This window comes from Mesorhizobium sp. B2-3-5, assembly GCF_006442395.1.
Lineage (GTDB): Bacteria > Pseudomonadota > Alphaproteobacteria > Rhizobiales > Rhizobiaceae > Mesorhizobium.
Genome location: NZ_VFVX01000048.1, coordinates 1 through 21,398 on the forward strand (window position 1 = coordinate 1; position 21,398 = coordinate 21,398).

Below are 21,398 nucleotides of genomic sequence, written 5' to 3' on the forward strand. Positions count from 1 at the left end.
AGACGGTCGGTGCTGCCGGCTACGGCATTACCGGCACTTCTGGCACCAACCAGACCGGGCTCGACTTCGACAACTTCGTGCCGGGCTCCATCCATGGCTTCAAGTTCAATGACATGGATGCCAACGGCAAATACGATGGAAGCGATGTCCCGATGGCCGGCATCACCATCCAGTTGCAGGGTGATGTCGACGGCAACGGCACGATCGACACCCTTACGACGACGACTGGTGCAAATGGCTACTTCTCGTTCGGCAACCTTCATCCAGGTACCTATACGATCTCCGAGCTGTTCACGGATGGAACGACTTGGGGTGCGACCGTCGACCACAACAAGGATGGCGTTGGTGACGCCACCACGACGGTAACGGTGCTCAGCGGACAGGAACTCGTCGCGGTCGCCGGAGAGGAAGGGCAGCCCGACTCCCTGCACAGGGAAGTCAACGTCGGCAACGCCCTGACCTTCGGCAACCACGAACTCGGCGCCCTCGGGCTCACCCCGGGCTTCTGGTACAATCATGAATATGTCTGGGACGCGCCGATCCTCGGAACCGACACCAGCAATGGCGGCGTTGACGGAAAGGGTGTTTCGCTCGCTTCCAAGCTCGCCGCTGCCGGCACGATCTCGGCCCCGGACATCGCCAATAATCTACCCGGAAATCTCGATGTCGATCACGACAACCACAAGGATCTGCTATTCACGGATGCCAGCGGCAAGTCCCTGGTCATCGAGTGGGACGATGCCCGGGAGATCGTCGGCGGGGCTAACGGCACGGGCGGCGACAAGCTCGGCGATTTCGTCCGCTATGCGATCACCACGCTGCTCAATGGGGCCGGTGTCCCGAACTTCAGCGCGCCGGCGGGCATGATTGCCAATATCACCGACTGGCTGATCGCAAATGGCGGCGTGACGCATAACACGGACACCAATGGCGACGGCCAGGTAACTTCCGCCGATGCTTATATCCTCGACTACAACAATGCCACGGAACCGGGCAAAGACGGCTTCACCAAGACGGTCAAGGCAAGCAGCGCCGCCTGGCAGAGTTCAGTTGGCGGTGTGCCGTCGGGCAGCCAGATCTTTGCCGACATGAACGCCACCACCGATGGGGCCACCGGCAACAACATGATGCTGTCGCTGAACCAGTCGCACGTTTTCACCACCTTGGATGAGGGCGATCATTTCGGCATTGTTGCGGGTGCGCTGAATTACTCGGGCAGCTACCTGCAACTCCACGTTTGACGAACCGTGTGCGAATCTCGTGCATGCACCGATCGAGGGCGAGTTCGTCTCCCCCCTCGATCCTGCGGGCCGGGTGGATCGACACCAATCGCGCGCGATCAAATTCGAGAAAAGGCAAAGAGGGCCGATATGAACCAGCGCGTTGAGAAGATCATCGACCGGCCCGATGCGCCGGAGATTTTTTGCGATGGCGCCCTGGCCATAAGTTTCCGCCAGGACGTGTTGCGCCTTACGCTCTATTCGGATCGTGTGGACGCCGAGGACCGCGCGAACATCAATCGCGTCGTTGTCGGGCAACTGTCGATGTCGCCGGCGGGGTTCGTCGATCTCTACAATCAGATGACCGCGGTCATGGCGCGACTGACCCAGGCCGGAAAGGTGCATCAGGTCGAACAGCCTGCACAACAGCTTTCCTAGCAGCAGACAGAGCGGGATGCCATCGCAGACGAAGCCTTGCTGGAAACAACGGATCAGCTCTTTCTGGCAAGCACCAGTCGCTGATCGTCCAGAGTGGCGCGTCGAGCTAACCAGAGGCACACAGGACTGGCGCGAGCATTCCCGATGTCGCGCGGCGCCATTAGGCCAATCTGCTGGAGTCGGAAATCGGAGTTGATGAGCTTCCCGTGCAGGAAAGGACAGAATTTCGCGATCCTGCCCGATCTTTAGAAAACCCTTCGCCGCTTCCGGCCGGAATTTGGTCCAAAAGGGAAAAACCCGTTCGGTGTTTCCTCCCATTTCGCCGAGCGGTGTTCCCCTCTGAAGGTTATGACCTTCTTTTTGGCCGGGCCGCTTTCGCGCCCGGCCATTTTTCTGGGCGCCGTGCACGTTGCTCGCGCCGCGCTGATCGGGCAAGCTTCGATAGAGGCCATGCGCCAGCCATTGGCCGCAATCAGTGGAAAGAAGGAGAGGTCTCATGACATCCAAAGTCGCCGTCATCGCCGGGGCAGGCTCCGGCTTGAGCGCCTCGCTTGCGCGTCTTTTCGCGAAGGAAGGGTTCCATGTGGTCCTGGCTGCCCGCAACGTTGAAAAGCTGGAAGCCTTGCAGGCGCAGACAGGCGCGCAGGCTGTGGCAACGGATGTCTCCGATCGCGCCTCGGTGGCGCGTCTGTTCGATATCGCCGACAAGGCCGGCCCGCTCTCGCTGGTGGTTTTCAATGCCAGCGGACGCGCCCGCGGACCGATCGCCGAGCTCGATCCCGAGACCGTCCGGCAGGCTTTGCTGGTCGGGGCTTATGGCGGCTTCCTGGTCGGTCAGCAGGCGACCCACCGGCTCCTCGCCCAGGGGGCGGGCTCGATCTTCTTCACCGGAGCGACGGCAAGCGTGAAGGGGTTCGCGGGCTCCGCCGGTTTTGCAATGCCCAAATTCGGCTTGCGCGGGCTGGCGCAGTCCATGGCACGTGAACTGGCGCCGAAGAACATCCACGTCGCGCATTTCATTATCGATGGCGCCATAGGCTCAGCCGTCTCCGGACAGGATTCCGAGCCTCAGGACCGCCGGCTGTCACCGGATGCGATCGCGCAGGCCTATCTCTCCATCCATCGCCAGCACCGCAGCGCATGGACCTGGGAAATGGAACTCAGGCCCTGGGTTGAGACCTTCTGACGGGCTGGCGCAATGTGCGACTTCCGAGCGTCCTGCGGGCTCGGTTCAGAGGAGTCGACATTGCATGAGGATATCACTATATAGCGGCGGCCTCGCGGGCTCGCGCCTTGAAGCGCAACGTCCAAAGGCGGCTGTAGCGACAGCCATTGAGATACGAAACGGACTGAAAGCCGTAAAAGGTAGAAGCAATTGCTCGGAGCGGGGCAGATCCCGCCAACGGTACAGTCCTTCAGAATCAGAAAATGTTCTTCACCCCTCGATTTCCTTCGGCTCTGTGGACCTTGGACGGCATCGGCTTGCCGGCTGGGCGCGACTCGGCTGGAATGGGAGCATGCATCCTTTGTTGGATGCCGACGTTTATGATTACCAACCGGCTTTGCCGCCAGGGAACAGCAGTATGAGTGAACACGCGATCGAATTCTTGCGGGGATGGATCGGCGAAAAGGTCCATTGCCACTCCCATGCCAGGATCGAGAATCAGGCCGAGACGCTGGCCAAGGAATGCGCCGCCAAGGCGGCCGAGGTCGGCATCCCGCTGGAGGACATCCAGGAGGAAGTCGGCGATATCCAGGAACTGATCGCCTCCCGGCTCGAGGAAGCGGCCGAGGCCGACGAGCACCAGCAGCCTTCCAGCAAGGCCGCGGAATGAATTCAGAGGCGCCCCTGTCTGAATGCGCGGGCTGTTCGGCCCGCGTTTTCATCTCAGCCGAACTTTTCCTTCAGCCACGCTTTCGGTAGCGCTGGCACGAAATTGCCGTCGCGCCCGGTCATGTCGTCATTGGCGACCAGGGCGTTGAGGATCGATTCTTCCACCGACTGGATCACGGCATCGAAAAACGGATCGATATCCGTATCGGGGATGAAATCGGCATTGGCGATGCGGCCCGATGGCGCCAGTGCCGCGTCGGGATTGGCTGTCGAGAAGGCGAGAAAGATATCGCCCGAGCTGTGATAGCCGAAGCCGCCGGTCATCGCGACGCCGAGCGGCACACGGCGGGCCACCCGCTTCATCTGGTGCGGCAGGAACGGCGCGTCGGTGGCTATGACGGCAATGATGGAGCCCTTTTCGGCGCGCGGCGTTCCCTCGCGGACAGCCGGCTCGATAAGCTCCGGTCCGGCACGCAGGCCACGAAGGGTAAAATTGCGCCGCTTGCCGAAATTCGACTGCACGAAGGCGCCCACCGTGTAGCTTCGCCCTTGCCATGCGACGATGCGTGACGCCGTGCCGGAACCGGCCTTGAAGCCGAAAGTGATCATGCCGGTGCCGCCGCCGACGCTGCCTTCCTCGACCGGGCCGCCCGCCGCGCCATCGAGCGCCTCGGCGACATGCGCAAACGTCAAATGGTGGCCGTTTATGTCGTTGAGAAACCCGTCATAGGTCTCCGCCGCCACCGGCAGGCCCCAGGCGCTGTCGATTGCGGCCGGCAGCACTTGGTTCATCCAGCGCAGCGTGCCGTCACGCGAAACTCCGCAGGAATGCGTGTTGGTGATTGTGATCGGGAAGTTGAAAGCACCGGTTTCCTCGACGATATGCGAGCCGGTCAACTCACCATTGCCGTTCTGGCTGAAGATGCCGGCGAAAACCGGCGCGGCCAATTCGGCACGCGGCCTCGGCAGAATGGCGGTGACGCCGGTGCGCACCGGCCCCTTGCCGACGACGAGCGCGCCATCGCCCGATATCAGCGTCGAATAGCCGACCGCGACACCGGGCACGCCGGTGATCGCATTGAACGGCCCGGGCGTTCCGTCAAAGCCGATGCCGACGCTTCGCGCGCGCGGCTTGCCTGACGGCGTCGCAAGATGATGCGGATTGTCGGTCATGATCTCAGAGCATGATGCCGAAAAGTGTGAAGCGGTTTTCGGATGACATCATGCTCTAACCCTATGATTTAGAGCCGGATTCAGATTTTAGGTCGATTCGACCTGAAATCATCCGGCTCTAGAACAGCGATCCCTGTTTGCCGGGTTCCTTGGTCTTGGCCGCCGGCCTGGCAGCCGGCCTTGGCCGCGCGGTCCCGCTGGTTGCCACCGCATCCGCCGTGCCGTCCGCGAACTCCAACGACAGCGCCATCCCCGACGCCACGTCGGCCGCCTGCTTGATGACGGCGCCGTCGGCGTCCTTCACCAGCGCGAAGCCACGCGCCAGGACGGCCTTGTGGGAAAGCGTCGCCATCAGCCGGTCGGCCTGGCCAATGCGGCCGCGCAGCCGCCCCAGCCTGAGCAGTACCGCCTGGCTGGCACGTCTGGTCAGTGCCGTCAGCAAATCCCTCTGCACACGTTGCCGCCGCGCTGTCGGCTCGATCGTGATGCGACCCTGTAATAGTGCCAACTGCTGCCTGTGACGCTGCAGCGACGCCTTGGCGCATTTTGGCAACTGATCGGCGGCGCGGTTCAGTTCAGCGCGCCGTGCCCTCGTCAGCGCGCGCAGCGCCCCTTGCGCCCGCAAAAGGTTCCGATCGTTGGTGCGCCGCGCCTCGGCAATCCTCTGTGACAGCATCGCCGGCGTCAATTTTACGGCGAAGAACCGTGCCCGCTTGCGTTCGGTGGACACCATCAGGCCGCGGCCGAGCCGGCTCGTCGCATCATCGAGACGCCGGCGCGGCAGCGCCAGCAATTGATCGGGCGAGGGCAGTGCGCGCACCGCCGCGCGGGCTGCCTGCCGCTTGCGCTCGAAATTGCGCAGCACCGCGGCCTTCAGCCGCGCGCCGAGACCGGCAAGCGTCGCTTCGAGATCGGCCTTGACCGGCACGGCGATTTCGGCGGCACCCGTCGGTGTCGGCGCCCGCACATCCGCGACGAGGTCGATCAGCGTCCAGTCCGTCTCGTGGCCGACGGCGGAGATCACTGGAATGCCGGAGGCGGAAACGGCCCGGGCCAGTGTCTCGTCGTTGAAGCCCCACAGATCCTCCAGGCTGCCGCCGCCGCGCGCGACGATCAAAAGGTCGGGGCGCTGGATGGGGCCATCCCATGCCAGCGCGTTGAAGCCGGTGACGGCATTGGTCACTTCCGCGCTCGCGGTTTCGCCTTGCACGCGCACCGGCCAGACGAGCACATGCAGCGGAAAGCGGTCCTTGATGCGGTGGATGATATCGCGGATGACCGAGCCGGTTGGCGAGGTGACGACACCGATGACGCATGGCATGAACGGCAGCCGGCGTTTGCGGCCCGCGTCGAACAGCCCTTCCGCCTGCAGCCGGCGCTTGCGCTCTTCCAGCAGCGCCATCAGCGCTCCGGCGCCTGCCGGCTCGAGATTGTCGATGACGATCTGGTAGTTGGACTTGCCGGGATAGGTGGTGAGCTTGCCGGTGGCGATCACCTCCATCCCTTCCTCGGGACGGAATTTCAGCCGGCTCATCGTGCCCTTCCACACCACGGCATCGAGCCGCGCGCGGTCGTCTTTCAGCGCGAAATAGGCATGGCCGGAGGAGTGCGGTCCGCGATAGCCCGAAATTTCGCCGCGCACCCGCACATTGCCGAAGACGTCCTCGACCGTGCGCTTCAAGGCACCGGATATTTCGCTCACCGTGTATTCGGTGGCGTTGGTGCGTGATTCGGATGCTGCTTCGCTCATCGGTCGATTGGGGGCCGGTTGGCGCTCCACGTCAAGGCGCGTGTCAGGCCAGTTGTCCAGAACCTGGTGCGCCGGACCCTATCTACCAGCCCGGCAGGATCTGGTTCGGCCTGGTTCGTTTCATCTTGGAAAAGGCAAGTGCGGCGAAGTCGAAGGTTCCCGTCTCCTCGCCGAGCGGCACCGAGATATTGTCCAGGCTTTCCGAAATATGGCGGGCGAGCGCGTCGACGATCTCGGGTCGCGACGTCTGGCCGCGCATGATGCCGATGCGGCAGTCGGGCAGGGCGCCGAAGCCATCGGCCTCGCCCAGCACGCGCATGCCGGGCCTGAGAGCGCATTCCGGCAGCACGGAGATCGCCAGGCCGGACAGCACCGCGGCGGTGATGACGGTTGCCGAGAAGCTGGTGAAGAGGATGCGATAGTCGCGGTTCTGCTGGTCCAGCACATCCACGGCGGCGCGCCGCCAGATGCAGTTCGGCCGGCCAAAGGCCATCGGCAGGATTTCCTGCTCGTGTGTTGCGTGGTTGGCCGAGGAGACCCACAGCAGCGGTTCGCGCCGCACGACTTCCGATTGGCCGCGCACATCATTGTGGGTCACCAGCGCCAGGTCGAGATTGCCGCGCTTGATATGCTCGACCAGCCCCGGCGTCGGCTCGCAGATCACGGTCAGTTCGACACGCGGATTGGAGCGCGTGAAGCGCGCCATGATCTCGGGCAGGAAACGGTCGGCATAGTCGTCCGGCGTGCCGATGCGGATCGTGCCTTCGAGCCGCTGGTCATCGAAGGCGGCGAGTGTTTCGCGGTTGAGATAGAGCAGCCGTCTTGCATAGGAGAGCAGCTTGTCGCCTTCCTCCGTCAGCCTGTTGCTGCGCCCGTCCTTCTCGAACAGCGGCTTGCCGATCCGCTCTTCCAGCCGGCGCATCTGCATCGACACCGCCGACTGGGTGCGGTGCACTTCCTCCGCCGCGCGGGTGAAGCTGCCGGTGTCGGCGATTGAGATGAAGGTCTGCAACTGATCGAGATCGAGCGGCGCTTTCATCGGCGTGATCCATCATTGATGTTGATGCCTAGGATTAGAAACATTCGTTGGATTAATCAATTGGTCGATGGCAAATTGGCATTGTCCACATGAAAGCATGTGAATCGAAACCGGAGCGGCACCTGTCACTGGCGCCGCTTGCCCGGCTTCGTCCGCTCGACTCCGAAGGAGGCTGACATGACCACGATCGATTTCGCCACCGAGACCTCGCGCATCACCACGCGTCCGGCCGTTGCGACGCGCGTGGCAAATACCGTCTCCAAAGCCTACCGCGCCTGGAAAAATCGCCGCGCCTTCTATCGCCTTGGCGAGATGTCGGATGCCGAACTCGCCGATATCGGCCTGACGCGCGCCGACCTGCATGTCGCCATCGACGTGCCGTTTGGCCGCGACCCGACGGTGATCTTGCGTGAGATTGCCAGCGATCGCGTCGCAACGATCGAGGACATCGCCCGCAAGGTGGCCTGATTGGTTCACTTTCGGTCCCGTTGAACCTTTTGAGGGTCAGCGCAACCAAGGTTCTGCAGGCTCCCCACTCCCTGCCGGTTCCCCGCCGGCCTGCCTGCACATTGCCCGGTCCTCCCAAGGACCGGGCTTTTCTTTTCGGCTTGCTCGAAAATGGTGGGTTGTAGCGTGGCGCCCTACCGGCGGTCCATGTCGCGCTTGAACTGGTCGAAGATCGTTTCCACGCTCTTCTGGTATTCGTCGCGCTGCTGGGCGCCGGTCTCGAACATCTTGCCGAAGATATCGTCGAATGGATTCCTCGGCCTGCCGCTCGGGTTGGTCTGCGGCTGTGGTGCCTGACGCTGCTGCGGTGTCTCGGGCGCCGGCTGTCCGCTGCCAAATCCACTCCCGCCGCGCAGCATCTCCTCGAACATTTTTCCCAGCGGATTGTCGCCGTAGGGGCTCTGTGTCTGCTGCGGCTGCGGCCGGTTCCGTGGTTGCTGGGCAGCGCCACCGAACATGTCCTGCAGCACCTTGCCGAGCGGATTGTCGCCATAGGGATTGGGGGCCGGCTGCGGCTGGCTTTGCGTTTGCGGCGTGCCGCCAAACATATCCTGCAAGACCTTGCCAAGCGGGTTGTCCATCGGGGCCTGGGGCGGCGGCGCCTGCATGCCGCCACCCTGCCGCATCATCTGCTCGATGATCTCGCCGAGCGGATTGTTGCCGCCGAAGCCGCCTGCGGCCTGCATCGGAACTCCTGTCAACTGGTCCGTCGTCTGCTTGAACAGGCCGCCCATCACCATCGAGGCGATCGCGGGAAGCATCTGCTGCAGGATCTGCTGGCTGACGCCGCTCGCTTGCGCTGCCTGGCTGGCCACGGCGCGCGAAAGCTCTTTCGAGCCGAACAGGTGTCCCAGAATGCCGTTGCCTTCGTCGACGCCTTGCGGCGAGAAGGCGCGCGTCGCATCCTCGAAATACTTGGCGTGCTGGCCGCTGGCCATCGCGGTCATGAACGCGCCGAGCCCGTAGGGATCGGCGGTGTTGCGCTGCAACCCTTGCGAAAAGGCCGGCAGCAGCGCGGCGACCGCCGCCTGCGCCTGCTGCATCGAAAGCCCGTATTGCTGGGCAAGCGCCTGCATGCCGTTGCCGTTCTGGGCCTGCGTCAGCATGTCGAACAAAGTGGGCATCGGCGTCTCCTCCGGGAAATCCTCGGCTGAGAGCCTAGTTCGTTTCATCACTCTATTGAAGCGGGTTTTGCCGCTCCTCAACGCGCCGGGTCAGTAGGCGTATTCCATGAACACAGGCTCGATCGAGCCGCCCCAGCGCGTGTGGTAGGCGGAAAGCATCTCCTCGGCGCTGGTGGTGCCGCGCGCCACGACCTCGTCGAGCGTGTTGAGGAACGACGTCTCGTCGTAGCCGTCGCGGTTCTTCTTGCCGCGGTTCTTCAGCCCCAGGCGCGAAATGGCCAGCACATCGCGCGCCATCTCGCGCAGCGTGGCGTTGCGGAAGGGCGCGGAAATGCCTTGCTCGGGCACCGCGTTGCGCATTGCCAGCACCTCGTCGTACGTCCAGCTCGAGGTCAACGCCTCCGCCGCGTCGAGCGCGGCCTCGTCGTAGAGCAGCCCGACCCAGAAGGCCGGCAGCGCGCAGATGCGCCGCCAAGGGCCGCCATCGGCGCCGCGCATTTCGAGGAAGCGCTTCAGCCGCACGTCCGGGAACAACGTCGACAGGTGGTTCGCCCAGTCGCCCATGGTCGGCAGCCCGTCCGGCACTTCATTGCGCGCGGCCCCGGCCATGAACTGGCGGAAGGTGATATGCGTCATGTCGTGATAGCGGCCGTCGCGAATGACGAAATACATCGGCACGTCGAGCGCCCATTCGACATAATCGGCGAAACCGAAATCGGGCGAGAAGCAGAATTCGAGCAGTCCGGAGCGCTGGTTGTCGGTGTCGCGCCAGATGTCGCCACGCCAGCTCTGCAGGCCGTTTGGGCGGCTCTCGGTGAAAGGCGAGTTGGCGAACAGCGCCGTCGACAGCGGCTGCAGCTTCAGCGACACCTGCATCTTGCGGCGCATGTCGGCTTCGCTCTCGAAGTCGAGGTTCACCTGGATCGTGCAGGTGCGGTACATCATGTCGAGGCCCTTGCTGCCGACCTTGGGCATGTAGCGCGTCATGATCTCATAGCGCGACTTCGGCATTTTCGGCGTCTCGGCCAGCGACCATTTCGGGCTGCCGCCGAGGCCGAGAAAGCGGATACCCATCGGCTCGGCGATCTCGCGCACCTGCGCCAGATGGGCATTGCCCTCGCGGCAGGTCTGGTGGATCGTCTCCAGCGGTGCACCGGAAAGCTCGAACTGGCCGCCGGGCTCGAGCGATATCGCCCCTTGTCCGGTTGGCTCGACCAGGCCGATGATGCGGCCATCATCGATGATCGGGTCCCAGCCGAGCTTGTTTTGCATGCCTTCGAGGATGGCGCGGATACCGCGTTCGCCGCCATAAGGCACCGGTGCGTTGCCATCGACATAGAACGGGAATTTCTCGTGCTCGGTGCCGATGCGCCACTTGTCACGTGGTTTGTTGCCCTCGGCCAGGTGCTCGACGAGTTCGTCGACGCCTTCGATGGGCCGGAAATCGGTTGTGTCGCGCGCCATGATCAAGCCCTCAAGAGCAGCCGGAGGGCCGCCGGGGGTAAATGGACGAAATGTCAGCAGCCGATCAAGCGAAAAATCCTGAGCCAGAGGTCAAGAGGAATTGAAGAGCGCGCCTTCTTGCTCGGAGGGAGAAAGAAGAGCCTCACCAATCTCCGATCGTCGCCTGCATGACGGCAAGCGCGGCCACGGCCGCGGTGTCGGAGCGCAGGATGCGCGGCCCGAGCGGAATGGCGGTCACGAAGGGCAGGGCGCGCAGCATCTTGCGCTCGTCATCGGAAAAGCCGCCTTCCGGGCCGACCAGCAGCGCCAGCTTCTTCTCCTTCAACTGCTGCAAGGCCGGCAGCGGATTGTTGGTCGAGGCGTCCTCGTCGCAGAAGACCAGCCGCCGCTCCTTGTCCCACCCGGTCAGCAGGCGTTCGAACTTTTCCGCCTCGCGAACCTCCGGCACCGCCAGGATGCCGCACTGCTCGGCGGCTTCGATGACATTAGCGCGCAGGCGATCGATTGACGGTTTCGCCACTTGCGTATGCTGGGTGATGACCGGCTGCAGGATGCCCGCGCCCATCTCGACCGCCTTCTGCACGAGATAGTCGAGGCGGCCCTGCTTCAGCGGCGCGAAACAGTAGATGAGATCGGGCAGTGGCGGCTGTGGCCGTTGCAGCGTCAGCACTTTCAGCCGCACCGCCCTTTTTGATTTGGCGGCAATCGCAGCCGACCATTCGCCATCGCGGCCATTGAAGACGAGGATCTCCGCGCCCTCGGCGAGCCGCAGCACATGCATGAGATAATGGCTCTGCTGCTGGCCGGCATCGAACTCGACGTCCGCCGCGAGATCGTCGGACACGAACAGACGTTGCATCTTGTAATTGGCGCGCATGGCCGAGGAATGGGCGACGCTGCCCGTGGCGTCAAGCCTGCATGCTGGCCGTACAGCAAAGACGACATGGCGCTGTCGGAATACCGATGCCCGTCTTTTGCTCCATCGCGCAGTCTGGAGTGCAGAAGAATGCGGTCTGGAGGGTGGGTTGGAAAGGATTACACGAGGCGGCTGTTTGTGCGGTGCCGTGAGCTATGAGTTGAGCGGTGAACTGCGTCCGATCGTTGCTTGCCATTGCAATCAGTGCAGAAAGGCAACCGGCCATTTCGGGGCGGCCACGCAGGTTGAACAGCAACGGGCGACCATCACAGGCGATACGCTGCGTTGGTTCAGATCGTCCGAGCACGCCGAGCGCGGCTTCTGCTGCGTATGTGGTGGAAATCTGTTCTGGCGCCGGGTTGGCAGCCCGTTCATTTCCGTCTGGGCCGGGACCATAGACGGCAAGACCGGTCTGAAAATGGAAAGCCAATTGTATCCGGAATCCGCGGGCGACTACTATGAGTTGCCGGCGGTTCCCGTGGTGCCGCAATCGGAATTGAAGTAGCACGACTGCTCAGCTTGCCCAGGCCGGTCGATACCCGGCGCCAAGCACGGCCACGGCCGTCGTCGGCGTGATCATGAACGGATCGGCAAGGTCGGGTGCGTCGAGGCCGATCGCCTGCCCATAACCGCCGAAACTCCAGGGCAGCGCCGCACCGTCACGCAGCGCGTAGGGCCTGTTGCCGGCCGCGATCATCGTGCCGTCCGGCAGGGCCATGATCGACGTGCGATCGAGCTTCACCGCTTGCCCGCCGGAAGCCAGCCGCTCCTTGTGCAATCGCCTATCGACCTGCGGCGCGCGCGGTTCGGCAATGCCGAAGGCCTTGCCGAAGTGGCCGACAAAATCCCTGGCCCGCTCGCGCTGGCAAAAGAAACAAGGCCGGTGACCCGCGGCCAGCGCCGTCACCTCGTCGAGGAAAAACAGCTCGGTCCAGCCAGGCTTGCCGCCCGGCCGGTTGCGGCCCATCGGCTCGCGCCGCACGTTGCGGAACTGGCACACGCAGATGATCCACGCCTGCAGGGCCCAGCGTTTCTTCAACAGGGTCTTCGTTTCGGGATCGTGGATGATGCCGCGATTGCCGGTGAACAGGCCGCGCTCGGGCACGGCGTGGATGGCGCCGAACGGATCGACCCGGTTCTGCAGTGGCATAGTTCTCTCCCAGGATACGCATCTTGGCTGCGACACTAGCGGCATGGTATCGCTCCTCGCATCATTTTCATGTCAGCAGGGTTTGCGGATGCGGGTGCTGGTGGTCCAGAACTACGACAATACCGGCCTCGGCCAGGTTGGTGCCGCACTTGCGGAAGCGGGTGCCGATCTCGATGTGCGCCTCCCCTACAAGGGCGATCCGCTGCCGGACGATGCAGCCGGGCACGATGCCATGGTGGTGCTCGGCGGCGGCCAGAATGCGCTGGCCGACGATGAATATCCCTATTTCCCGGCGTTGCTGGAACTGACCCGCGATTTCGCCGGCAAGGATCGCGCCGTGCTCGGCATTTGCCTCGGCAGTCAGCTCGTCGCCCGCGCCTTCGGCGGCGAGAACCGCATCGGCGGCGCCAACGAATTCGGCTGGCACGGCGTTTCGCTGACGCCGGACGCCAAGGCCGATCCGGTATTGGCCGCGCTGCCTGAAAAATTCCCGATCTTCCTGTGGCACGACGACACGTTCGAACTGCCGGAAAACGCCGTGCGGCTCGCCGGCAATCACGTCGCCGAGAATCAGGCGTTTCGTGTCGGCCGCGCGGTCTACGGCTTCCAGTTCCATTTCGAGGCCGACCGGCCGATGGTCAAGGACTGGAGTTCCTCCTTCGCGCCCGTTATCGCCGCGCGCCATCCCGACTGGGCAGGCAAGCTTGACGGCGAAATGGCCCGCAACGGCCCCGACGCGGATGCCGCCGGCCTTGCCATTGCTCGCGCCTGGGTCGCGACCATCTGAGCATCCGCCCTCCGCAGCCCGCCGCGTGACATAATTGGCACGCGGCCCTGAATCCGTCTGGGGAAAACACCTTTCATCCTTGGCTTGTGTCCGCCCGCTGTCCTAGAAGGCGCGCGCTCTGCATCGGCAGTGCAACCGCGATGAACCTTTTGTGTGACCCGTGCGACACACCTCCGATACAGAACATGCCTAGAAGCGCGAAATCGCCGAAAATTTGAAGCGAATTTTCCGTTTCAACGCATTGGTAACCGTCCCATGCACAGATGCAGAAAGCTCAACAAGAGATGACTTCCGTGAAAGCAGCGCTTCTGTCCTTTGCCATGCTGTCCGCCATCGTGCTTTGCGGCCTGGGTATTTATGCCGCGGATGCGGCCAACAACCACAACGCCGTCGACGGCTACGGGGTCACCGCCTCCCTTCGCTAAAGCCGGAGCCTCTCTCGCGTCCTCTAGCGCGCGCCGCTCAAGCTTCCTTTATCGCCATTTCCAAGATGCGTTTGTCCGCTCCGTCCACGACGAGCGCGGTAAGCATGCCTGATTGCCAGGCAAGCGTGTCGACATTGACGCGGTTGGCCATCACCTCCGCCTCAGGGACCGGGGTGTGGCCGTGTACCACGATCTTGGGGAAGAGGCCGGTGTGATCGTGGAAAACGTCACGGATCCAGATCAGGTCCTGCGGGTTTTGCTTCTCCAGGGGAATGCCGGGCCTGATACCGGCATGGCAGAAGAAGAAGTCGCCGAAGCTCACTGAGAAGGGCAGCGAGCGCAGGAAGTCGACATGGCTTTGCGGCACGGCTTCGAGGAGGGCCGCGTGCCCCCGTCTCATCGTCTCCATCTTGCCGAACCAACCGGCGTCGGCGGCGAGCGACACCCCATAGGACAGCGCCGTCTGGACGCCGCCATAGCGCATGAAAAGCCCTTCCGGGTCAGGGGTTCTCAGAAAATCGAGAAAGCCGGTGTCATGGTTGCCGGCGAGCATCAGATTGCGCGGATCGCGTTCGCGCGCCTCGATCAGAAAATCGATGACACCCCTGGAGTCCGGCCCACGGTCGACATAGTCGCCGAGGTGGATCACCCGCCAGTCGCGAGCCGGTTTCCACTCCAACTCGCTCTCGATCCGCCGGTGCATGGCGGCCAGCAGGTCGAGCCGGCCATGCACGTCGCCGATCGCGTAGAGACGCACACCATCCGGCCCATACGCGTCGAGGAAATGGATGCCGGGTTCCGCCAATTTCTCGTGGTCTCCGTGGTCGGATGTCACTGACTAGCGCCGGAGCTGGTCCTTGCCCATGTCGGTGACCAGACGCTTTCCGCACAGCGCCAGCGTGATGTCCATCTCCTTGCGGATGATTTCCAACGCTTTGGTAACCCCTTCCCTGCCGAGCGCGCCCAGGCCGTAAAGAAATGGCCGGCCGATATAGGTGCCCTTGGCGCCGAGGCAAAGCGCTTTCAACACATCCTGGCCGGAGCGGATGCCGCCATCCATATGGACCTCGATCTGATCGCCGACCGCATCGGCGATTTCCTCAAGCACCATGATCGACGATGACGCACCATCGAGCTGACGCCCGCCATGGTTGGAAACGATGATCGCGTCGGCGCCGGTCCTGGCCGCCATCAGCGCGTCTTCCTTGTCGAGGATGCCTTTCAGGATCAGCTTGCCGCCCCAGCGCTCCTTGATCCACGCCACGTCCTTCCACGATAGCTGCGGATCGAACTGCTCCGTCGTCCAGGACGACAGCGAAGAGACGTCGCCGACGCCCTTGGCATGGCCGACGATGTTGCGGAAGGTGCGACGCTTGGTGCCGGCAATGCCCAGGCACCAGCGCGGTTTAAGGGCCAAGTCGATGATGTTGGTCAGCGTCATCTTGGGCGGCGCCGAAAGCCCGTTGCGGACATCCTTGTGGCGCTGGCCGAGGATCTGCAGGTCGAGCGTCAGCACCAGCGCCGAGCATTTCGCCGCCTTCGCCCGGTCGATCAGGTCGAGCACGAAATCCTTGTCGCGCAGAACATAGAGCTGGAACCAGAATGGCTTCTTCGTCACCGAGGCGACATCCTCGATCGAGCAGATGCTCATCGTCGACAGCGTGAAGGGCACGCCGAATTCCTCGGCGGCCTGCGCCGCCAGCATCTCGCCATCGGCGTGCTGCATGCCGGTCAGGCCCGTCGGCGCCAGGGCCACCGGCATCGACACTTTCTGGCCGATCATGGTTGATTCCAGCGAGCGGTTGCTCATGTCGACCAGCACGCGCTGGCGGAACTTGATCTTCTGGAAGTCTTCCTCGTTTGCGCGATAGGTGCTCTCGGTCCAGGCACCGGAATCGGCATAGTCGAAGAACATCTTGGGCACGCGCCGGCGCGCGAGATCCTTGAGGTCTGCGATGGTGAGAATGTCGCTCATGATGGTCCCCGCTTGATCGAATTGACTAGGAGCGTCTGCGTGCCGGTTCGGTATCGCCGGCCTCCGAGCGCTGCCGCAGTCTGAGCCGCGACACGCGCTGCCAGTCGCCGCTGCGCTCGGCTTCCGCCATCGACCGCTCGACATAGGTCATATGGTCCATCGCCGTCTGACGGGCTCCGGCTGGATCGCCGGCCTTCACCGCGGCATGGATCGCCCGGTGTTGGGCAAGCAGCGCCTCGCGCGCGCCGGGCACGGTGAACACCAGCAGCCGGTTCTGGAACACGCCTTCCGACAGCAGCCTGTAGCAGGAGCGCAGCGTGTGCAGCAGCAGGATGTTGTGCGCGCATTCGCAGATCGCGTGATGGAACTCGACGTCGATTTCGGCCTCGTCGTCGAAATCGCCGGTGCGGTGCGCCTCGTCCATGCGCGCCATGATGCGGTCGAGCAGCGCAAGATCCTCGGGGGTGGCGCGGCGCGCCGCATATTCGGCGGCTATGCCTTCGATCTCGCGGCGGTATTCCAGATAGTCGGTCACCGCCTTGCGATGCATCGAGATCAGGTCCGCCACCGGTTTGGTGAACAACTGGCCGATAATGTCGGCGACATGCGTGCCACCGCCTGGGCGCGTGGTCAGCAGGCCGCGTCCTTCGAGCGCCTTCAGCGCATCGCGCAGGATCGGCCGCGACACGTCGAACTGGCGTGCCAGCTCGCGCTCGCCCGGCAACCGGTCGCCCGTGCGCAGCACGCCTTCGAGGATGAGGCTCTCGATCTGCTGCACCACCTCGTCGGCGGTGCGCGAATGCTCGATCCTGGAAAAAATATCGCTCAACAGATTGCCTGGAAGGTGAACCGGTATCACGCAGGATAAAGCCTGCGTCGCCAACTGGTCAAATTATTTATCCAATTGGTCAGGGTGGGCCGGCATTGCCGCGCGCTGTTCCATCACCTTCGGCTGAACTTTGCTGTTTGCGTCATCAGGCGATTGGCCCTAGAGGGACCCGACTGCAAGAGGGTCAAGGAAACCCCGGGGGACCAGCCGTGTCAGACGACCCGTCCAATCTCGAATTCCAGCCGCGTGCCAAGGGCAGCGTCATGGGCTTCCCCGCCCATGAGGGCCGGCCCGGCGCACTGGGCGAGGTGCATGCCCGACCGCATCCGCTGATCGAAAAGCCGCGCGTCCTGGTGCAACTCGCCTTCATGACCGAAGGCGGTTCCGGGGTCGATCATGCCGTGCTTTCCGAACTGTCGCGGCGCCTTGGCATTGCCGCGCCCGACCGCCAGGCGCGTCACCACGCCATGAAGTGGGGCAAGGGCTCGCTGCGCTGGGAGCGGCATACGGAATTCTCGACCTATCTGTGGGAAGGGCCGCTTTCCGAAAACGGCAGGGGGCAGGAGGATTCGCCGTTCGGCAACGGCTTTTCGCCGCCGGGCACCGTCATTTCGGGCATCCGGCTCGAGATCCGCAAATGGACACAGGTGAGCGAGCGGTTGATCGCCGATTTCGACCCGACCAGCCTGTGCTATTCGCTGGTCGAGCGCGGCAACGCGGCAATCGTCACCGATTTCCGCCAGGATGGCGACGGCATGACCCGCATACTGGTGCTCGATCGCGGCCTGACGCCGGCGCGCACCGGGGCGCTGTCGCAGCGGCTGATCGACATCGAAACCTACCGCACGCTCGCCATGCTCGGCCTGCCGCTGGCGCTGACCTTGTCGGGCCGCGCCCGTCGCATCGAGGACAGGCTGGCCCTGACCACGCTGGAAATGAAGGTCGCCGAGACCCGCGACAGCCAGACGCTGCTCGCCGACCTCACCGAACTTGCCGCGGAACTGGAGGCGGATGCGGCCTCGAGTCTCTACCGCTTCGGCGCCAGCCGCGCCTATGACGGCATCGTGGTCGAGCGGCTGGAAGCACTCGAAGAGGAAGCCGTGCCCGGCTACGACACCTGGGAAGGGTTCCTGCAGCGCCGCGTCGCGCCAGCCATGCGCACCTGCCGCTCGGTCGAGGAGCGCCAGGCCAACCTGTCGCGCAAGCTGACCCGCGCCACGACGCTTCTGCGCACCTGGGTCGACGTCGAGGTCGAAAAGCAGAACCGCGACCTGCTCGCTTCGATGAACAACCGCGCTCGCCTGCAACTGCGGCTGCAGCAGACCGTCGAAGGCTTGTCGGTCGCCGCCGTCTCCTATTATGTCGTCGGCCTCATCGGCTATGTCGCCAAGGGCGCCTCGATCTTTGGCCATGCCTTCGCGCCGGAAGTCGTCACCGCCGCTTCGGTGCCAGTCGCCGTCCTGCTGGTCTGGTGGGGCGTGCGCCGTGTGCGCCGCATGCATTCCGAGCCCGGCAAGCACGCCGGCGAATAGGCGCGTAATCTCCCCCCGCGAGGGGGAAATGTCGCCGAAGGCGAAGAGGGGGTCGCCTCGCGTAGGGCGCCAGCGCTCGTTTCGCGCCAGGAGATGAAGTCGCCGATCTAGGTGAGACGACCCCCTCCGGCCGCTTCGCGTCCACCTCCCCCTCGAGGGGGGAGGGCAGCGGCAGATTGCCGCTGCGGAAGCTCATCTCGACCTCGACTTGGGGTCACGGCCAAAGCAGGATTTGCAACGGGCGTGCCGAACTGGTAAAAGATTTTGACCAGTCAACCAGAATGAGGCTGCTGATGTCCGGCCTGGCCATGCCGCAACCTGACGATGCCACGATGCGCCATCGCGACGAGATCGTCGCCGACATGCGCATCATCGTGCCGGGCGAGGGCGTGGTCGATGCCGCCAACGCCATGCGGGCCTTCGAGAGCGATGGCCTCACCGCCTATCGGCAATTGCCGCTGGTCGTGGTGCTGCCTGAAACGGTGGCGCAGGTGTCCCGCGTGTTGAAATACTGCAACGACCGCAACATCCGTGTCGTACCGCGCGGCTCCGGCACCTCGCTGTCTGGCGGCGCACTGCCGCTGGAAGATGCTGTGCTGCTGGTCATGAGCCGCTTCAACCGCATCCTCAAGGTCGACTATCCCAACCGCATCGTCGTCGCGCAGCCGGGCGTCACCAATCTCGGCATCACCATCGCCGTCGAGCAGGAGGGCTTTTACTACGCCCCCGATCCATCCTCCCAGATCGCCTGCTCGATCGGCGGCAATGTCGCGGAAAACTCAGGCGGCGTGCACTGCCTGAAATACGGCCTCACCGCCAACAATGTGCTGGGCATCGAGATGGTGCTGATGAACGGCGAGGTGGTGCGGCTCGGCGGCAGCCATCTCGACGCGGAAGGCTATGACCTGCTTGGCGTCATGACCGGTTCGGAAGGACTGCTCGGCGTCGTCACGGAGGTCACGGTCCGCATCCTGAAGAAGCCTGAGACGGCGCGAGCCCTGCTGATCGGCTTTCCGACCAGCGAGCAGGGCGGCCAGTGTGTCGCAGACATCATCGGCGCCGGCATCATTCCAGGCGGCATGGAAATGATGGACCGTCCCGCGATCCAGGCGGCGGAGGATTTCGTCAATGCCGGCTATCCCCTCGATGTCGAGGCGTTGCTGATCGTCGAGCTCGACGGGCCTGTCGTTGAGGTCGATCATCTCATCACCGCGGTCGAGGCGATCGCCATCCGCAACGGCTCGACCACCTGCCGCATCTCGCAGTCCGAGCAGGAGCGCTTGAGCTTCTGGGCCGGCCGCAAGGCAGCCTTCCCGGCGGTCGGCCGCATCTCGCCCGACTATTACTGCATGGACGGCACCATCCCGCGCAAGGAACTGCCGCGCGTGCTGCACGGCATGCGCGAGTTGTCGCAGAAATATGGGCTCGGCGTCGCCAATGTCTTTCACGCCGGCGATGGCAATCTGCACCCGCTGATCCTCTACGATGCCAACGTACCGGGTGAACTCGACAAGGCCGAAAGCTTCGGCGCCGACATTCTGAGGCTTTGCGTCAAGGTCGGCGGCGTCCTCACCGGCGAACATGGCGTGGGCGTCGAGAAGCGCGACCTGATGCCGGAAATGTTCAATCAGGTCGACCTCGACCAGCAGATGCGCGTCAAATGCGCCTTCGATCCCAACCACCTGCTCAATCCGGGAAAGGTGTTCCCGCAGCTCCGCCGCTGCGCCGAACTCGGCCGCATGCACGTGCATCGCGGGCAAGTGGCGTTTCCCGACACTCCGAGGTTTTGAGGGACATGTTGGTGCTTGAACACCCCCCTCTGTCCTGCCGGACATCTCCCCCGCAAGGGGGGAGATTAGCAGTTCCGGCGTCTCGCCATTCAACCGACATTGGATGTTGGCGAAATCCGATGCGGCATCTGATCTCCCCTCTTGCGGGGGAGATGTCCGGCAGGACAGAGGGGGGTGTGAAGAAACGCGACCTATCACCTCTCGCCCGCTTTGCGGGGCAGAGGAAGGGCACGCGTGCATGACCATCTTCACCCCCTCCACCTCAGACGAAGTCCTTTCCACCGTCGCCTGGGCGGTGGCCGAGGAGTCGCCGCTCGAAATCCTCGGCCATGGCTCCAAGCGTGGCATCGGCCGTCCGCTGCAGACCGAACACACGCTCGACCTGTCGAGGCTCACCGGTGTCACGCTCTACGAACCCGCCGAACTGGTGCTGTCGGCGAAAGCCGGCACGCCGCTGGCCGAGATCGAGAAACTGCTGGCGGAGAACGGCCAGCAACTGGCGTTCGAACCGATGGACTATGGTCCGTTGCTGGGCGGCGAGCCGGGCAAAGGCACGATCGGCGGCGTGCTCGGCGCGAACCTGTCCGGCCCCCGCCGGCTGAAGGCCGGCGCGGCTCGCGATCATATCCTCGGCATCAATGTGATCTCCGGCCGGGGCGAAGCCTTCAAATCCGGCGGCCGCGTGGTCAAGAACGTCACCGGTTACGACCTGTCGAAGCTGATGGCCAACAGCTGGGGTACCTTGGCCGTGTTCACCGACGTTACCTTCAAGGTGCTGCCTGCGGCTGAAGCCGAAGTCACCCTGGCGATCAGGGGATTGCTTGATGATGCGGCGGCCGCCGCCATGGCCCTGGCGCTCGGCTGCAGCGCGGAAGTGTCGAGCGCTGCCCATCTGCCCGAGCGCATTGCCGCGCGCGTCGCCGGCGGCGCGCTCGGCAGCGATGCCGCCACGCTGCTGCGCGTCGAGGGCTTTGGTCCGTCGGTTGCCTATCGCATTGCCGCGCTGAAGACGCTGCTCGGCAAGGCCGGGCCGCTGGAGGAGATTGCCGGCGAGGCTTCGCGGCTGATCTGGCGCGACGTGCGCGATATCAGGCCCTTCGCCGATGGCGGCGAGAAGCCGGTCTGGCGCGTGTCGATGGCACCCTCGCAGGCGCACCAGATGGTGCTGACCCTGCGCATGCAGGCCGCCGTCAGCGCCCTCTATGACTGGCAGGGCGGACTGGTGTGGCTGCGCATGGAAGAGGGCGACCCGGAAGCGGCCCTGCTGCGGGGGCTGTTGCGCAAACATGGCGGCGGCCACGCGACGCTGGCGCGCGCCGCGCCCCCCCATCGCGCGGCGCTGCCGGTGTTCGAACCGCAGGCGCCGGCGCTTGCCGCGCTCAGCCTGCGCCTGAAGCAGGAATTCGACCCGAAGAACATCCTCAATCCCGGCCGCATGGCTTAGG

At 64.0% G+C, this 21,398-nt stretch carries 21 protein-coding genes; 11 read left to right on the forward strand and 10 right to left on the reverse strand.

Going from position 1 to position 21,398, the window contains the following annotated elements; all coding sequences use genetic code 11:
* The 4 genes from FJ958_RS29005 to FJ958_RS29020 all read left to right on the forward strand — a co-directional run.
* The coding region (locus FJ958_RS29005) for an SdrD B-like domain-containing protein (protein WP_210243491.1) at positions 1-1,241 on the forward strand (1,241 nt) is incomplete at its 5' end.
* A 129-nt stretch (positions 1,242-1,370) separates the two neighbouring features.
* A complete protein-coding gene (locus tag FJ958_RS29010) occupies positions 1,371-1,658 on the forward strand; it encodes a hypothetical protein (protein WP_140748785.1) in 288 nt (95 codons plus the stop codon).
* Positions 1,659-2,154: 496 nt separating this feature from the next.
* Positions 2,155-2,844, forward strand: a complete 690-nt coding sequence (locus FJ958_RS29015; RefSeq protein WP_140748788.1) for an SDR family NAD(P)-dependent oxidoreductase — start codon at positions 2,155-2,157, stop codon at positions 2,842-2,844.
* Between the two features lie 397 nt (positions 2,845-3,241).
* The gene (locus tag FJ958_RS29020; protein WP_140748791.1) at positions 3,242-3,493 is read left to right on the forward strand and encodes a DUF768 domain-containing protein; all 252 of its coding nucleotides are present in this window, start codon (positions 3,242-3,244) and stop codon (positions 3,491-3,493) included.
* Positions 3,494-3,546: 53 nt separating this feature from the next.
* On the opposite strand, the gene FJ958_RS29025 is transcribed toward FJ958_RS29020, so the two are convergent.
* The 3 genes from FJ958_RS29025 to FJ958_RS29035 all read right to left on the reverse strand — a co-directional run bounded on the left by FJ958_RS29025 (position 3,547) and on the right by FJ958_RS29035 (position 7,454).
* Positions 3,547-4,665, reverse strand: coding sequence for a P1 family peptidase (locus tag FJ958_RS29025; protein WP_140748794.1), 1,119 nt, complete (start codon positions 4,663-4,665; stop codon positions 3,547-3,549).
* 118 nt (positions 4,666-4,783) lie between these two features.
* Positions 4,784-6,415, reverse strand: a complete 1,632-nt coding sequence (gene xseA / locus FJ958_RS29030; RefSeq protein WP_140748797.1) for an exodeoxyribonuclease VII large subunit — start codon at positions 6,413-6,415, stop codon at positions 4,784-4,786.
* Positions 6,416-6,497: 82 nt separating this feature from the next.
* Positions 6,498-7,454, reverse strand: a complete 957-nt coding sequence (locus tag FJ958_RS29035) for a LysR substrate-binding domain-containing protein (RefSeq protein ID WP_140748800.1) — start codon at positions 7,452-7,454, stop codon at positions 6,498-6,500.
* A 177-nt stretch (positions 7,455-7,631) separates the two neighbouring features.
* Between FJ958_RS29035 and FJ958_RS29040 the strand changes: the two genes are divergently transcribed.
* A complete protein-coding gene (locus tag FJ958_RS29040; RefSeq protein WP_140748803.1) occupies positions 7,632-7,922 on the forward strand; it encodes a DUF1127 domain-containing protein in 291 nt (96 codons plus the stop codon).
* Positions 7,923-8,095: 173 nt separating this feature from the next.
* On the opposite strand, the gene FJ958_RS29045 is transcribed toward FJ958_RS29040, so the two are convergent.
* The 3 genes from FJ958_RS29045 to FJ958_RS29055 all read right to left on the reverse strand — a co-directional run bounded on the left by FJ958_RS29045 (position 8,096) and on the right by FJ958_RS29055 (position 11,426).
* The gene (locus tag FJ958_RS29045) at positions 8,096-9,085 is read right to left on the reverse strand and encodes a DUF937 domain-containing protein (protein ID WP_140748806.1); all 990 of its coding nucleotides are present in this window, start codon (positions 9,083-9,085) and stop codon (positions 8,096-8,098) included.
* Between the two features lie 90 nt (positions 9,086-9,175).
* The gene (locus FJ958_RS29050; protein WP_140748809.1) at positions 9,176-10,549 is read right to left on the reverse strand and encodes a glutamate--cysteine ligase; all 1,374 of its coding nucleotides are present in this window, start codon (positions 10,547-10,549) and stop codon (positions 9,176-9,178) included.
* Positions 10,550-10,691: 142 nt separating this feature from the next.
* Positions 10,692-11,426: a 16S rRNA (uracil(1498)-N(3))-methyltransferase gene (locus FJ958_RS29055; RefSeq protein ID WP_140748812.1), complete on the reverse strand. Its 735-nt coding sequence runs from the start codon at positions 11,424-11,426 to the stop codon at positions 10,692-10,694.
* A gap of 199 nt (positions 11,427-11,625) precedes the next feature.
* Here FJ958_RS29055 and FJ958_RS32300 point away from each other — a divergent pair, with 199 nt between their 5' ends.
* On the forward strand, positions 11,626-11,970 hold the full coding sequence (locus FJ958_RS32300) for a GFA family protein (protein ID WP_246679818.1): 345 nt from the start codon (positions 11,626-11,628) through the stop codon (positions 11,968-11,970).
* Between the two features lie 9 nt (positions 11,971-11,979).
* Here FJ958_RS32300 and FJ958_RS29065 read toward each other — a convergent pair whose 3' ends face one another.
* A complete protein-coding gene (locus FJ958_RS29065; protein ID WP_140748818.1) occupies positions 11,980-12,615 on the reverse strand; it encodes a hypothetical protein in 636 nt (211 codons plus the stop codon).
* A gap of 88 nt (positions 12,616-12,703) precedes the next feature.
* Between FJ958_RS29065 and FJ958_RS29070 the strand changes: the two genes are divergently transcribed.
* The gene (locus FJ958_RS29070) at positions 12,704-13,402 is read left to right on the forward strand and encodes a type 1 glutamine amidotransferase (protein ID WP_140748821.1); all 699 of its coding nucleotides are present in this window, start codon (positions 12,704-12,706) and stop codon (positions 13,400-13,402) included.
* Between the two features lie 293 nt (positions 13,403-13,695).
* Positions 13,696-13,827 (forward strand): hypothetical protein, encoded by a 132-nt coding sequence (locus tag FJ958_RS32500; RefSeq protein WP_013893872.1) that lies wholly within the window; start codon positions 13,696-13,698, stop codon positions 13,825-13,827.
* Between the two features lie 37 nt (positions 13,828-13,864).
* Here FJ958_RS32500 and FJ958_RS29080 read toward each other — a convergent pair whose 3' ends face one another.
* The 3 genes from FJ958_RS29080 to FJ958_RS29090 are packed head-to-tail and all read right to left on the reverse strand — an operon-like array spanning position 13,865 to position 16,631.
* Positions 13,865-14,632 carry a metallophosphoesterase family protein gene (locus tag FJ958_RS29080; RefSeq protein ID WP_140748824.1) on the reverse strand — a complete coding sequence of 256 codons (768 nt, stop codon included), beginning with the start codon at positions 14,630-14,632 and terminating at the stop codon, positions 13,865-13,867.
* A 33-nt stretch (positions 14,633-14,665) separates the two neighbouring features.
* On the reverse strand, positions 14,666-15,802 hold the full coding sequence (locus FJ958_RS29085) for an alpha-hydroxy acid oxidase (RefSeq protein WP_140748827.1): 1,137 nt from the start codon (positions 15,800-15,802) through the stop codon (positions 14,666-14,668).
* 25 nt (positions 15,803-15,827) lie between these two features.
* Entirely contained in the window at positions 15,828-16,631 is an 804-nt protein-coding gene (locus FJ958_RS29090; RefSeq protein ID WP_140748830.1) for an FCD domain-containing protein, read from the reverse strand.
* 209 nt (positions 16,632-16,840) lie between these two features.
* On the opposite strand from FJ958_RS29090, the gene FJ958_RS29095 reads away from it, so the two are divergent.
* The 3 genes from FJ958_RS29095 (at position 16,841) to FJ958_RS29105 (ending at position 21,397) form a co-directional block, all read left to right on the forward strand.
* The gene (locus FJ958_RS29095; protein WP_140748832.1) at positions 16,841-18,163 is read left to right on the forward strand and encodes a DUF3422 family protein; all 1,323 of its coding nucleotides are present in this window, start codon (positions 16,841-16,843) and stop codon (positions 18,161-18,163) included.
* Between the two features lie 293 nt (positions 18,164-18,456).
* Entirely contained in the window at positions 18,457-19,953 is a 1,497-nt protein-coding gene (locus FJ958_RS29100; RefSeq protein WP_140748835.1) for an FAD-linked oxidase C-terminal domain-containing protein, read from the forward strand.
* Between the two features lie 238 nt (positions 19,954-20,191).
* The gene (locus tag FJ958_RS29105) at positions 20,192-21,397 is read left to right on the forward strand and encodes an FAD-binding protein (protein ID WP_140748838.1); all 1,206 of its coding nucleotides are present in this window, start codon (positions 20,192-20,194) and stop codon (positions 21,395-21,397) included.
* The last annotated feature ends 1 nt before the right edge of the window (position 21,398 follow it).